We start from the raw sequence: 12,804 nt of genomic DNA on the forward strand, positions 1-12,804 counted from the left end.
ATTTCACACTTGAGGAGTTGAAGACATGGGTAAGGGTGACCGCAAGACCGCCAAGGGCAAGCGCTACAACGCCAGCTACGGCAACGCCCGTTCGCACACCGCGAGCAAGGTCGCCGTAGGCGCCGCCGCCCCGGTTGCCAAGAAGACCGTGGCCAAGGCTCCGGCGAAGAAGGCTGTGGCGAAGAAGGCCGTCGCCAAGGCCTGATCCGGCCGACCGACCGGTCCAAGGAAAACGCGGCGCCTGGCGCCGCGTTTTTTTATGCCTGTCCGGCGAGCTGAGCAGGAGCCCGGCTCCACAAACGAATCATCGCAGCGTGTTCTTCAGGGTCTCCGCATTGCCGTCGTTCGGCGCGGCCGGCACCTGCAGCAGGTGGGCCAGCAGCGGGTAGACGTCGACATTGTCGAAGCCGTCGATGACCAGGCCCGGGCGGAACGACGGGCCGCTGGCCACGAACACCGCGCGCATGGAAGGCAACACGTTATCGTAGCCATGCGAGCCACGATCCTGATGCTCGCGCTTGTGCTCGCGCTTGGCGATCTTTTCCTGGTGCAGCGCATCCCAGCCTTCATCCATCATGCAGACAATGGCGGGAATGCGCGGGTGGGTGCCGTAGTGCAGGCGCGGCGGCAGATTCTCTTTCTTCCAGCACTCGTAGTGCGCGTGACGACCCAGCAGGGCACGTTCGGCCTCCGCCTCACGACCGGCCACCGGCGCGAAGCCCACCGACTGGCCCTGGCTGACATTGCGCGCGATGGCCGGGGCAACCATCGATTCGGTGGAGATCACCTGGCCGACCGGGACGCTGGCCATGCCATGGTCAGAGACCACGATCACGTTGGTTGTCTCGGCCAGGCCGCGCTGCTGCAGCCCATCGAGCACCTGGCCGACGATCTGGTCGGCGCGCACGATGGCCTCGGCATACTGCTTCGATTCGGGGCCGTAATTGTGGCCAGCCTTGTCCACGTGTTCCATGTACAGGGTGGTGAGGCGGGGTGCATCGGCGTCGGTCTGTGCAAGCCAATCGAGCACGATGCCGGCGCGCTGCTCAAGCGGTTCCTTGCCGTCGTAGACGCGCCACTGGCTGGGGCGTACGCCACGGATTTCCGATTCGCTGCCCGGCCATGACGTGGTGGCCGAACGCACACCGGCGTTCTCAGCACCGACCCAGATCGGTTCGCCGCCCCACCAGCCACTGGTGGTGACCGCTTCGCGGTTGCTCAGCTCGAACCGGCCCAGTGCTTCATCGTCCATGCTGTTGTTGACGATGCCGTGGTGGTCCGGGCGCAGGCCGGTGACGATGGTGTAGTGGTTGGGGAAGGTCAGCGACGGATAGGACGGCGTCATCCAGCGGGCGCGCACGCCGCCGTCGATCATCCGCTGCAGGTTCGGGGTCAGCGCGCGGTCGAGCGCGTCGGCGCGCAGGCCGTCGATGGAGATCAGCAGCAGCTTCGGCGGTGCAGTTGCAGCGACGGAACCGGGAACGGAGGCGGTAGGGGCGGGCGTAGTGGTGCAGGCAGCCAATGGCAGCAGCAGCGCCAGCGAACAGGTCAGGCGTACGGAAGTCATCTGCTCATGATAATCCGCTGCAATGACCAAGCCGAGACACGCTGCGCAGAAGCGCGCAGCGTGTCCGCGCATTTTTCCTTGTCCCCGCGCCTGTCGGCGCGCCCCCTTCAACAAGAAGGGGGCTTTTCACCAGACATATTCCTGATGTTTCCATCCACGCTTGGCGTGGATCTACCGTGTAGACCAAGGTCGACACCTATCAGCGGCCGCGCAGTACGCCGTCCCGGCAGATCGCAGGAACCTGTCGAAGGCGGGGTGGGTCCGGTTGCGGGGGTGTCCGCGGCATGGATGCCGCGGCCAAGCCCCCAAGGACGGGTTTACGGCGTCCCCCGCAACCGGACCCACCACGCGACCCCACGGATTGCTGCTGTTTCGGCCGTTGCCTCTGCCGTTGCTTCTGCGGGTGCCGGGCGCAGCCCGGCCAGCCCTCTCAGGCGAACAGCGGGGCCTGGCGTTGTTCCAGCCGCAGCAGCGCGGCCTTGGTTTCCAGGCCGCCACCGAAGCCGGTCAGCGCGCCGTTGCTGCCGATCACGCGGTGGCAGGGCAGGATGATCGGCAACGGGTTGCGGCCATTGGCCGCGCCCACCGCGCGGGTTGCGCTGGGTTGTCCCAGATGCTGCGCCAACTGCAGGTAGCTCCAGGTCTGGCCGAACGGAATCAGCGCCAGCGCCTGCCACACCCGCAGCTGGAACGGCGTACCACGTGGCGCCAGCACAAGGTCAAAGCTGCTGCGTTCACCGTGCAGGAACTGCAGCAGCTGCTCGCGCGCTTCCGGCAATGCATCCGGTGCGTAGTGCCAGTCATCGCGCCCGCGTGCGGGGTGACGGTTCTCCGGGAACAGCACATGTGAAAGGCCACGCTCGTCGCCGGCAATGGTCAACACGCCGATCGGGCTGTCGAAACGATCAAACAACAGGGTCATGTCGGTTCTCCAACGAAAGTACCGGACAGGTGCCACAGGTGCAGTACGGCATAGGCGCGCCATGGGCGCCACGGTTGCGAGCGCGCTTCGGTCGCGCGCTCGCTCAGGCGCTGGCCCTGCGCGTGGCCGAGGACCTGCTGCAGCACAAGATCGCCGGCCGGGAAGGCATCGGGCTGGCCGAGGCCACGCAGGGCGATGTACTGCGCGGTCCACGGACCGATGCCGGGCAGTGCCACGCAGCGGGTAACGAACTCCTCCAGCGCCTGGCCGGGCCCGAAGTCGAGCTGGCCGTTGGCGCAGGCGGTGGCCAATGCACGCACGGTGGCGGCGCGGCTGCGCGGCAGGCCGATCGATTCCAGCGGCGCCTCGGCCAATACCTCGGGCGCGGGGAACTGGCGATCGAAGTCGGACGGCATGCCCGGCAGGTGCGCGCCATAGGCATCGACCAGCCGCCGCGCGAAGGTGGTGGCTGCGGCAACTGTGACCTGCTGGCCGAGCACCGCGCGCACGCCGACCTCGAAGCCATCCCAGCCACCGGGCACGCGCAGCCCGGGGCGCTCGGTGATGCCGCGCGCCAGCAAGGGTTCCTCACCCAGTGCCGCGTGGACCTGCTGCAGGTCGGCATCCAGATCGAACACGCGACGCACGCGGCGCACGATGTCCGGGATCAGGCGCGGATCCACCGCACCCAGCTGCAGGCGCAGCTCCGGGCGCTTCGGGTCCGCAGTGACGCGCAGCAAGGTGGGGCGCTCCGGCGTGCCCAGCACGCGCTGGTAGCTGTCCTCGCCGATCAGTTCGATGCCGGGCAGGCTGCGCTTGCGCAGGAACGCCAGCATGCGCGGGAAGTCCAGCGGTGGACGGTAGCCCAGGCGCAGCACCAGGCCGCCATCGTCGGCGGCCAGTGGTTGATGCTGGCGGCGCAGTGCGGTGGGCGCCATGCCGCAGCCCTGCAGGAACGCGGTATTGAAACGGCGCAGGCTGTTGTAGCCGGCGGCCAGCGCGACGTCGGTCACCGGCAGCGTGGTTTCGGTCAGCAGCTGCTTGGCCAGCAGCAGGCGATGGGTGGCATGGATCTGCCCGGGTGTCGCACCCAGGTGCTCGACGAACAGGCGCTGCAGCTGGCGCGCACTGAGACCAAGCTTCGTTGCAAGATCGGCTACCGGCTGCTCCTGCAGGAAGCCACCGTGGATCAGGGCCAGGGCGCGCTGCACGGTCTGCCCGGCCAGTGCCTGCTGGGCCTGTGGTGCCAGCTCCGGGCGGCAGCGCAGGCACGGGCGATAGCCGGCAGCGGCGGCGGCAGCGGCGGTCGGGTAATAGGTGATGTTGCGCGGCTTCGGGGGCGGTGCGGGGCACACCGGGCGGCAATAGATGCCGGTGCTGCGCACGGCGGTGAAGAACACGCCGTCGAAGCGTGCGTCGCGGGCCAGGCGGGCGCGGTCACAGGCGGCGGTGTCGAGGGCGAGGGCGGTGTCCATGGCGCCAGTCTAGGCGGGTGTGGATGGCAATACTCGCCACATTCGGACATGGATGCTGAAGAGGGTACGGGCAGGGCTTGCAGCCCTGCACCCACATCGCCCCACCTCTGACAGTTGGTCGCTGCAGTTGGTGGGGGCCGACCGTTGGTCGGCACGCTTTGCTGTTGGTGGGTGTCGACCTTGGTCGACACGCTTTCCCAAGGGTCAGAAGGGGTTCAGTGCCACGCGCTGAATGCGCGGCCTGGACGGGTAGACTGTGGCTCTTGCTCCCATCAATCCCGGTTGCCCGATGTCCGCCAAATTCCGCTGGTTGCCCCTGTTGTGCCTGGCCCTGGCGGGCTGCAGTCAGCTGGAGAATCCGGGCAATGTGACCGCTGCCGACAAGGCGGCGCGGGCGCCGGCCAGTGATGGCGAGAACATGGTGTCGATCAATGCGGCTGACGCACCGCCACCGCCGGCTCCGCCGCGCAGCCGGGAGGATCGGCCGTGGCCGCAGGCGCAGCTGGAGAATGGCCGCGCCTGGATCAGCTGCAGCACGGAATATGCGGGCGATGCCGGCGACGGTGCCGAGCTGGAAGGCCTGCAGCGCGAGCAGATCACCCAGGCCTTGGCGCCGTGCGCCGAGCGCGGCCTGATGCGCGTGCGCTACGCCGGCAAGATCAATCCGGGCTTCGCCGAGATGATGTGGCGGTTGGCCGTGGTCGCTGACGAGCAGAAGATCCACAAGCGCATCCTCGATCTGGATTCCAGCGGCGGCCAGGTGGAATCGGCGATCGTCGCCGGTGACAGCATCGGTGAGTCGGGCTGGACCATCTGGGTGCGCGAAGGCTCGATCTGCCACAGCGCGTGCGTGTTCGTGCTGGCCGCCGGTGACAACCGCCTGCTGTCGGGCAAGGTCGGCATCCACCGCATGATGCGCATCAGTTCCAAGGCCACCTCGCGCGCCGAGCTCAACCGCGAGCTGCACGAGGTCTACGACAACGTGAAGGATTACCTGCAGCGCAATGGCGTGGCGGTGGGTGTGGCCGACCTGATGATGACCGTGCCAAACCGCAGCCTGCGCCTGCTGACGCCGGACGAGCTACGCCAGTACGGCCTGGATGGCACCAACGCGGTGCAGGACGACCTGGAGCGGATCAAGCAGATGCGCGCCTGCGGCGATGATTTCGTGCAGCGCAAGGACGCGTTCCTGATCGCCTTCGACCAGCAGTGCAAGCGCGAAGGTGCCGACATGGAATCGATCAACAGCTGCGGCCAGGCCCTGAAGCAGCGCTTCGGCTTCCCGGATGCGGTGTGCCCGGAAGAAAGCCCGCTGTCGGAAATCGATGTGGCGACGCTGCCACCGGCACCGTCGGAGCCGCCGCCGCTGGCCGAACAGGCGCCAGCAGACACCGGCACGCCGGCCGCGCAAGCCGACGCCGCAGCGGTGGAAGGCAGCGCCCACGCGCGCTGACGAATGGCTCACCGCGCTGGCGTAGACTGCGGTTCTTTCCCGAGAACCGGCGGTGTCCATGAAGCGCGTGCTCCTGCTGCTGTCCCTGCTGCCCCTGACCACATTGGCGCAGGCACCCGCGCCGGCCACGCCTGCACCGGCACCCGCGCGCCCGGCACCGGCCTCGCCGGCGGCTGCAAAACCGGCCACGGCCGGCGCTCCGACATTGACCGCTGCACAACAGGCGCAGGTGCAGAAACAGGACGCGGAAATGGGCGCCGCCGCAGTGAAGGCTGCGCAGCTGGTCGATGCCAACCGCGCCGGCGAATTGTGGGATGGCGCCTCCGCCGTCGCGCGCCGTGCAGTACCGAAGGCCGCCTTCGTCAGTCAGCTGACCACCGAGCGCACGCGCCTGGGGGCGCTGGCTGGGCGTGGCCAACCGACCATCACCCGGGTCAAGTACAGCGCCGGTGCCGCGGTGCCGGAAGGGCTGTACATCAATGTCAGCTTCCCGACCCGTTTCGCCAACAGCGCGCAGCCGGTACGTGAGCTGGTGTCGTTCCGTTTCGACGAGGACCAGGTGTGGCGCCTGGCCGGTTACAGCCTGCGTGCGTCGGCACCCTGAGGAGATGAACGATGGCAACTGAACTGACGATGCTGGCCTGGTCGGTGCTGCTGGGCTTCGTCTACATCTTCGCCACCTCCACCGTGGTCACCCGCGAGCGCGGGATGAAGTGGAATGCCTCGGCGCGTGATGGCGAGGCCAGGCCGCTCAGTCCACTGGCCGGTCGCCTGCAGCGGGCCCAGTCCAACTTCCTGGAAACCTTCCCGTTCTTCGCCGCCGCCGCCATCGCAGTGGTCGTGGCCGGGCGCAGCAACGACACCACAGCGCTGGCCGCGCAGGCCTGCTTCTGGGCGCGCGTGGCCTATCTGCCACTGTATGCCGCAGGCGTGCCTTATGTGCGCAGCCTGGTATGGCTGGTATCGCTGCTGTCGATCCTGGCGCTGGTGTTCGCGTTGTTGTGACCCGGGCCTGATCCAGATCAAGGCCGGTCAGGTCCGCGGCGCTATGCTGGCCCGGACTGAATCAACGGCAGGAGGCGCGCATGCGCAGGATGGACGTGGTGGTGGTCGGCGCCGGACCGGCGGGTCTGTGCTTCGCACGCGCGCTGGCCGGCAGCGGCCTGCAGGTGGGGCTGGTCGAAGTTCAACCGCGCCAAGCCCTGGCCGAGGCCGCCTTCGATGGCCGCGAGATCGCGCTGACCCATGCCTCGCGGCAGAGCATGGAGCAGTTGGGGTTGTGGCAGCGCCTGCCGCAGGCAGAAGTCGCTGAGCTGCGCGATGCCAAGGTGATGAACGGCGGCTCGCCATTCGCGCTGACCTTCGCCAGCAGCCAGGTCGATGGCCAGCCGCTGGGTTGGCTGGTGCCCAACCATCTGATCCGTCGCGCCGCGTGGGATGCCGTGCAGGGGCAGGACGGCCTGGAACTGTTCGACGGGCGCAAGGTGCTGGGCGTGCAGGCCGATGCGCAGGGCCACGTGGTCAAACTCGATGACGGCAGCCAACTGCACGCGCGGCTGCTGGTGGCTGCCGACAGCCGCTTCTCCGCCACCCGCCGCATGCTCGGCATCGGTGCGCAGATGCGCGACTTCGGCAAGTCGATGCTGGTGTGCCGCATGCAGGTCGAGCGCGACCATCATCACACCGCGTGGGAGTGGTTCGGCTACGGCCGCACGATGGCGCTGCTGCCGCTCAACGAGGGCCAGGCATCGGCGGTGATCACGCTGCCGCCACGGCAGATCGAAGAACTGCTGGCGATGGACGAGGTGGCCTTCGGTGAAGCCATCAGTGCCTGCTTCGAGCACCGCCTGGGCCGGATGCAGCCGGTGGCCACGCCGCAGGCGTATCCGCTGGTGGGGGTGTACGCGCATCGCTTCGTCGGCGAGCGTTCGGCGCTGATCGGCGATGCTGCGGTGGGCATGCATCCGGTCACCGCGCATGGCTTCAACCTGGGACTGGCCAGCGCACAGCGGCTCGCACAGGGTATCGTCGCGCAGCAGCGGCGTGGTGCCGACATTGCCGCCGCCGGCATGCTGGCCAGCTACCAGCGCGGTCATCGGCTGGCATCGCGTCCGTTGTATGAAGCCACCAACGCGATCGCCAGCCTGTACACCGACGATCGCCGCCCGGCGCGCCTGCTGCGTGCGGCCGGCCTGCGCCTGGCGCAGGGCGTGGCACCGTTCAGGCAGCTCATTGCCTCGCACCTGACCCAGCGCGTGGCCTGAACAGCTTCAGATCAGCCGGCAGCCAGCACCCGGATCTGGCTGTCGGCGAATTCGACCACCTGGCCTGCGCGGATCTTGCAGGCCTTGCGCAGTTCGACTTCGCCGTCGACCCGTACCTGGCCCTCGCTGATCACCATCTTGGCCTCGCCGCCACTGGTGACCAGGTCGGCCAGCTTGAGCAGCTGCTTGAGTTCGACGTAGTCACCGTCGAGGTCGAATTCGAGAATCTGCATGGAGCAAGGTTCCTGGAAAGAGGGCGCGGGCCAGCGGCCGGGCCGGGAAGAGGGCGCGTATTGTGCGCCAGCGCGGGGCATGACGGCACGCGGATGGCCTCGTTCAGGATCAATGCGGTATCATTCCGCTCTGAGCGAGTGAAATCTCCTCCGACCGAGCAGCGCCAGGGCACGCGATAAGAAGGGCGCCCAAAGCGCGGACCATCCCTTTTTTATCGCACTGCCAGGAAGACGGCAGTGCCTTCGGAGTTCCCCATGTCCCAAGATTCCCAAGCGCCGCTGCAGTTTGCGCAGCTCGGCCTGTCCGAGCCCGTGATGCAGGCGGTCACCGCCATCGGCTACGAAACCCCGTCGCCGATCCAGGCCGCCACCATCCCGGCGATGCTGGAAGGCCGCGATGTGCTGGGCCAGGCCCAGACCGGTACCGGCAAGACCGCTGCCTTTGCACTGCCGGTACTGTCCAACATCGACCTGCAGCAGATCAAGCCCCAGGCCCTGATCCTGGCGCCGACCCGCGAACTGGCCATCCAGGTCGCCGAGGCGTTCCAGTCCTATTCGTCGAAGATCCCAGGCTTCCGCGTGCTGCCGGTGTACGGCGGCCAGCCGTACGGCCAGCAGCTGTCGGCGCTGCGTCGTGGCGTGCATATCGTGGTTGGTACCCCCGGCCGCGTGATCGACCACCTGGACCGCAGCACCCTGGACCTGTCCGAGCTGAAGACGCTGGTGCTGGACGAAGCCGATGAAATGCTGCGCATGGGCTTCATCGACGACGTCGAAGCCGTGCTGAAGAAGCTGCCGGAGCAGCGCCAGGTGGCCCTGTTCTCGGCCACCATGCCGCCGCAGATCCGCCGCATCGCGCAGACCTACCTGCAGGACCCGGTGGAAGTGACCATCGCGGCCAAGACCACCACCTCGGCCAATATCCGCCAGCGCTACTGGTGGGTGAGCGGCATGCACAAGCTGGACGCGCTGACCCGCATCCTGGAAGTCGAGCCGTTCGACGCGATGATCATCTTCGCGCGCACCAAGGCTGGCACCGAGGAACTGGCCAGCAAGCTGCAGGCCCGTGGCCTGGCCGCTGCCGCCATCAACGGTGACATGCAGCAGGCCCAGCGTGAGCGCACCATCGCCATGCTGAAGGAAGGCAAGCTGGACATCCTGGTCGCCACCGATGTGGCCGCCCGTGGCCTGGACGTGGAGCGCATCAGCCACGTGCTGAACTACGACATTCCGTACGACACCGAAAGCTACGTGCACCGCATCGGCCGTACCGGCCGTGCCGGCCGCAGCGGCGAGGCGATCCTGTTCGCCACCCCGCGTGAGAAGGGCATGCTGCGCCAGATCGAGCGCGCCACCCGCCAGCCGATCGAAGAGATGCAGCTGCCGAGCGTGGAAGCGGTCAACGACACCCGCATCAACAAGTTCACCTCGCGCATCAGCGAAACCCTCGGTGCCGGCGGCCTGGATTTCTACCGCCAGCTGCTGGAGCGTTTCGAGAACGAGCAGAACGTGCCGGCCATCGAAGTGGCCGCCGCGCTGGCGAAGATGCTGCAGGGTGACACCCCGTTCCTGCTGCAGCCGCCGGTGCGTGCCCCGCGTGAAGAGCGTGCGCCGCGCGAACGCTTCGACCGTGGTGACCGCCCGGAGCGCGGCGATCGCTTCGACCGCAACGAGCGTGGTCCGCGTTTCGAGCGTGGCCCGCGCCGTGACGACGCCGAAGGTGGTTTCGAGCAGCGTCCGCGCCGCGAGGTTCCGCCGCGTGGTGCGCCGGAGCAGGGCATGGAGACCTACCGCATTTCGGTCGGCCACCAGCACGGCGTGAAGCCGGCCAACATCGTCGGCGCCATCGCCAACGAAGCCGGCCTGGAAAGCCGCTTCATCGGCCGCATCGACATTCACGATGACTTCTCGCTGCTGGACCTGCCGGCGCAGATGCCGCCGGACGTGCTGTCGCACCTGCAGAAGGTCTGGGTGTCGGGCCAGCAGCTGCAGATGCGTGCGCTGGCTCCGGGTGAAGACACCAACCCGGCCCCGCGTCCGTTCAAGCCGCGCTTCGACAAGCGTGGTCCGGGCGGCCCGGGTGGCCCGCGTCGCGGTGGCCCGGGCGGTCCGGGTGGCCATGGTGGCGACCGCGGCGGTGACCGCGACAGCCGTCCGCCGCGCCGTGACGGCTTCAAGCCGCGCGGCCCGCGCAGCTACTGAGCGGCATCGTAGCCATGACAACGCCAGCCTTCGGGCTGGCGTTGTCCGTTCCGGGGCTGGAAAAGGGGACGGAGGGGATCAAGTCGTATAGGGCAGGCCACGCGCTTATGCCGAAAACAACTTGATCCCCTCCGTCCCCTTTTTCGCATGGTCAACACATTGCCGGTCCTAGGCTGAGGCGGTTCCAAAGGAGGTTGTCACCGCAGCACATTCGGGGGGATCCGGGATGGGTAGGAGTGGCACGGACCAACAGAGCCGGCGGGTACCGATGACCCGCGGCCTGGGACTGCGATTTGCGTTGTTGACCGGCATGGCGATCGGATTGGTCGCACTGTCCGCCTTGATCCAGGAACTGCAGGCGGCCTCCACCGCCTGGATCGCCGGCCAGGGCTACTGGTCGCGTGGTCAGCAGGATGCTACGGCCGCACTCAGCCGCTATCTGGCGCGGGGGGATGCGCAGGACCTGGACGACGCACGCCAGGCCCTGCAGGTGCCGTTGGGCGATCTGCAGGCGCGGCTGGCGCTGGAACAGGCCGAGCCGGACGAAGCCACAGCCAGGCAGGGTTTCCTGCAGGGCGGCAACGCGCACGCCGATATCCCGCGCCTGGTGTTTTCGTTCCGCTACGCACGCGATATCGGCGCCTTCCGCGAAGCAACCGCGCTGTGGCGGCAGACCGATGGCGACCTGATGGCGGTGCAGCGCCTGATCGATGAGTTGCAGCTGCAGCACGGCAGCGGCCCGGTGTTGGCAGCCACGCGTGACCACTACCTGCAGCAGCTGCGTGATCTGGATCGGCGGATGCAGGTGCAGAGCCAGGCGTTCTCGCAGGCGCTGCTGCGGATGGCGACGCTGGTGAGGCTGGCCACGTTGATGGTTGCAGGCCTGTCGGTGCTGGCGATCAGCCTCATGGCGGTTGCGCTGGCGCGTCGCGTCGGCAAGGACCTGACAGAACACGAGAGCCGTTTCCGCGCGGCGTTCTACCAGGCCAACGTCGGCATGCTCAAGCTCGATACCGAAGGCAAGGTGGTCGAGGCCAACCAGGCGATGGCCGATATCCTCGATCACCGTCGTGACATGCTGCTGCAGCTGTCACTTGCGGACCTGCTGATGGACGGTGAACTGGTCATCGATGGGGTGGGGCGCATCGATTGGGACCGGCAGCTGCGGCCGAGCGAACTGCGCTTCCGCCGTCGCGATGGCAGCCTGGTCTGGGGCCGCTGGAGCGGCACCGGTGTGCGCAGTACCGGCGGTGGCCTGTCGGTGTTCGCGATCATCGAAGACGTCAGCCAGAACCATGCACTGGCGCGCGAGATCGAGCACCACGCCAGCCATGATCCGCTGACCGGCCTGATCAACCGCCGCGAGATCGAGCGGCTGCTGGAGCGCGCGCTGCTGCAGGTGCGCAGCGAGGGTGGCACGCACGCGCTGTGCTACATCAACCTGGACCATTTCAAGCTGGTCAATGACAGTTTCGGTCATGCCGCCGGCGACCAGATGCTGCGCAGCTTCGCCGACTACCTGGTGGCGGCGGTGCGCGATGGCGACTGGGTAGGCCGGCTGGGCGCGGACGAGTTCGCGGTGTTCCTTTCCCATGCCGGGCAGGACGAGGCCAAGCGTGTGCTGCAGCGGGTAATCCGCAACCTGGGCCAGGCGACGTTCCCGGTCAGCGAGGGCAGCCCGCAGTTGAGCTGCAGCATCGGCGTGGTCGAGATCAGCGCCGAGGCACCGGACGTGAACTGGCTGATGAGCGCCGCCGACAGCGCGTGCTATGCGGCCAAGCAGGCCGGCCGCAACCGCGTGCACTGCTTCAACGAAAACCGCATGGCGCTGGAAGAACGGCGCCTGGAAGCCGAACGCCTGCAGGGCGTCAGCCTGGCCATGGCCGAGAACCGGATGGTGCTGTATGCGCAGCGCATCGCCCGCGTCGGCGATCCCACGTACCTGCACTATGAGGTGCTGGTGCGCATGCGTGGCACCGATGGCAGCCTGCACCTGCCGGGCCAGTTCATGCCGGCGGTGGAGCGCTATGGCATGGCCGTGGCGCTGGACCGGCACGTGCTTGGCCTGCTGTTCCGGCACCTGCAGGTGTGCCCGGCACACGTCCGGCAGCTGGGCCTGTGCAACGTCAACGTCTCGGCGCAGTCGATTGCCGAGCCTGGCTTCCTCGCGTTCGTCTGCGACCTGCTGGAGCGCAACCGCGCAGTGGCTTCCAAGCTGTGCTTCGAAATCACCGAAACCGCTGCGATCAGCAACCTCAGCCAGGCGCGCGCCTTCATCGATGCGGTGAAAGCGCGTGGCTGCCGGATGGCGTTGGACGATTTCGGTTCCGGCCTGTCCTCGTTCGGCTACCTGCGCCAGCTGCCGGCCGACATCCTGAAGATCGACGGGGCCTTCGTGCGCGACATGGATACCGATCCGGTCAGCCACGCCACCGTGCGCGCGATCAGTGAACTGGGGCGCGAGCTGCAGATGGAGGTGGTGGCCGAATGGGTGGAGACGGCGGAAGTCGCCGCCGCGCTGACCCGGCTCGGGGTGCAGGGCCTGCAGGGCTATGCGGTCGAGCGGCCGCAACCGCTGGAGCGGATGACCCTGGCCGACCTGCGACCGGTGCGCCTGGTGGCAGTGAAAGGTCCGCCCGCCGCAGGCTGAACGCCCGTCGGCGACTTTGGTCTACACGTGCGCTGCGG

General features: G+C 67.8%; 11 protein-coding genes. 7 read left to right on the forward strand and 4 right to left on the reverse strand.

The window, feature by feature from the left end:
• Nucleotides 1-25: 25 nt before the first annotated feature.
• Nucleotides 26-205 carry a 30S ribosomal protein THX gene (locus CCR98_RS06475; RefSeq protein ID WP_004150462.1) on the forward strand — a complete coding sequence of 60 codons (180 nt, stop codon included), beginning with the start codon at nucleotides 26-28 and terminating at the stop codon, nucleotides 203-205.
• 99 nt (nucleotides 206-304) lie between these two features.
• Here CCR98_RS06475 and CCR98_RS06480 read toward each other — a convergent pair whose 3' ends face one another.
• From CCR98_RS06480 to CCR98_RS06490, 3 genes are all read right to left on the reverse strand, one after another.
• Entirely contained in the window at nucleotides 305-1,567 is a 1,263-nt protein-coding gene (locus tag CCR98_RS06480) for an ectonucleotide pyrophosphatase/phosphodiesterase (protein WP_087921958.1), read from the reverse strand.
• Between the two features lie 430 nt (nucleotides 1,568-1,997).
• On the reverse strand, nucleotides 1,998-2,489 hold the full coding sequence (locus CCR98_RS06485; RefSeq protein ID WP_021202265.1) for a methylated-DNA--[protein]-cysteine S-methyltransferase: 492 nt from the start codon (nucleotides 2,487-2,489) through the stop codon (nucleotides 1,998-2,000).
• On the reverse strand, nucleotides 2,486-3,964 hold the full coding sequence (locus CCR98_RS06490) for a DNA-3-methyladenine glycosylase 2 (protein ID WP_087921959.1): 1,479 nt from the start codon (nucleotides 3,962-3,964) through the stop codon (nucleotides 2,486-2,488). The genes CCR98_RS06485 and CCR98_RS06490 overlap by 4 nt, the downstream gene beginning before the upstream one ends.
• A gap of 289 nt (nucleotides 3,965-4,253) precedes the next feature.
• Here CCR98_RS06490 and CCR98_RS06495 point away from each other — a divergent pair, with 289 nt between their 5' ends.
• The 4 genes from CCR98_RS06495 (at nucleotide 4,254) to ubiM (ending at nucleotide 7,681) form a co-directional block, all read left to right on the forward strand.
• Entirely contained in the window at nucleotides 4,254-5,417 is a 1,164-nt protein-coding gene (locus tag CCR98_RS06495; protein ID WP_087921960.1) for a hypothetical protein, read from the forward strand.
• Between the two features lie 58 nt (nucleotides 5,418-5,475).
• On the forward strand, nucleotides 5,476-6,021 hold the full coding sequence (locus CCR98_RS06500) for a DUF4019 domain-containing protein (protein WP_087921961.1): 546 nt from the start codon (nucleotides 5,476-5,478) through the stop codon (nucleotides 6,019-6,021).
• Nucleotides 6,022-6,032: 11 nt separating this feature from the next.
• Nucleotides 6,033-6,422 carry an MAPEG family protein gene (locus tag CCR98_RS06505; protein ID WP_087921962.1) on the forward strand — a complete coding sequence of 130 codons (390 nt, stop codon included), beginning with the start codon at nucleotides 6,033-6,035 and terminating at the stop codon, nucleotides 6,420-6,422.
• An 80-nt stretch (nucleotides 6,423-6,502) separates the two neighbouring features.
• Entirely contained in the window at nucleotides 6,503-7,681 is a 1,179-nt protein-coding gene (gene ubiM, locus CCR98_RS06510; protein ID WP_087921963.1) for a 5-demethoxyubiquinol-8 5-hydroxylase UbiM, read from the forward strand.
• An 11-nt stretch (nucleotides 7,682-7,692) separates the two neighbouring features.
• Here the strand turns inward: ubiM and CCR98_RS06515 are convergent, their stop codons facing one another.
• Nucleotides 7,693-7,914 carry an RNA-binding S4 domain-containing protein gene (locus tag CCR98_RS06515; RefSeq protein WP_014036469.1) on the reverse strand — a complete coding sequence of 74 codons (222 nt, stop codon included), beginning with the start codon at nucleotides 7,912-7,914 and terminating at the stop codon, nucleotides 7,693-7,695.
• Nucleotides 7,915-8,169: 255 nt separating this feature from the next.
• Here CCR98_RS06515 and CCR98_RS06520 point away from each other — a divergent pair, with 255 nt between their 5' ends.
• Both CCR98_RS06520 and CCR98_RS06525 read left to right on the forward strand, forming a co-directional pair.
• Nucleotides 8,170-10,116: a DEAD/DEAH box helicase gene (locus CCR98_RS06520; RefSeq protein ID WP_075674956.1), complete on the forward strand. Its 1,947-nt coding sequence runs from the start codon at nucleotides 8,170-8,172 to the stop codon at nucleotides 10,114-10,116.
• 226 nt (nucleotides 10,117-10,342) lie between these two features.
• Nucleotides 10,343-12,766, forward strand: coding sequence for an EAL domain-containing protein (locus CCR98_RS06525; RefSeq protein ID WP_087921964.1), 2,424 nt, complete (start codon nucleotides 10,343-10,345; stop codon nucleotides 12,764-12,766).
• Nucleotides 12,767-12,804: the final 38 nt, after the last annotated feature.

Source organism: Stenotrophomonas sp. WZN-1, assembly GCF_002192255.1.
Taxonomy (GTDB): domain Bacteria; phylum Pseudomonadota; class Gammaproteobacteria; order Xanthomonadales; family Xanthomonadaceae; genus Stenotrophomonas.

Coding starts and splice junctions, on each gene's coding strand:
- CCR98_RS06475 (WP_004150462.1), top strand. CDS start 26: ATGGGTAAGGGTGACCGCAAGACCGCCAAGGGCAAGCGCTACAACGCC.
- CCR98_RS06480 (WP_087921958.1), bottom strand. CDS start 1,567: ATGACTTCCGTACGCCTGACCTGTTCGCTGGCGCTGCTGCTGCCATTG.
- CCR98_RS06485 (WP_021202265.1), bottom strand. CDS start 2,489: ATGACCCTGTTGTTTGATCGTTTCGACAGCCCGATCGGCGTGTTGACC.
- CCR98_RS06490 (WP_087921959.1), bottom strand. CDS start 3,964: ATGGACACCGCCCTCGCCCTCGACACCGCCGCCTGTGACCGCGCCCGC.
- CCR98_RS06495 (WP_087921960.1), top strand. CDS start 4,254: ATGTCCGCCAAATTCCGCTGGTTGCCCCTGTTGTGCCTGGCCCTGGCG.
- CCR98_RS06500 (WP_087921961.1), top strand. CDS start 5,476: ATGAAGCGCGTGCTCCTGCTGCTGTCCCTGCTGCCCCTGACCACATTG.
- CCR98_RS06505 (WP_087921962.1), top strand. CDS start 6,033: ATGGCAACTGAACTGACGATGCTGGCCTGGTCGGTGCTGCTGGGCTTC.
- ubiM (WP_087921963.1), top strand. CDS start 6,503: ATGCGCAGGATGGACGTGGTGGTGGTCGGCGCCGGACCGGCGGGTCTG.
- CCR98_RS06515 (WP_014036469.1), bottom strand. CDS start 7,914: ATGCAGATTCTCGAATTCGACCTCGACGGTGACTACGTCGAACTCAAG.
- CCR98_RS06520 (WP_075674956.1), top strand. CDS start 8,170: ATGTCCCAAGATTCCCAAGCGCCGCTGCAGTTTGCGCAGCTCGGCCTG.
- CCR98_RS06525 (WP_087921964.1), top strand. CDS start 10,343: ATGGGTAGGAGTGGCACGGACCAACAGAGCCGGCGGGTACCGATGACC.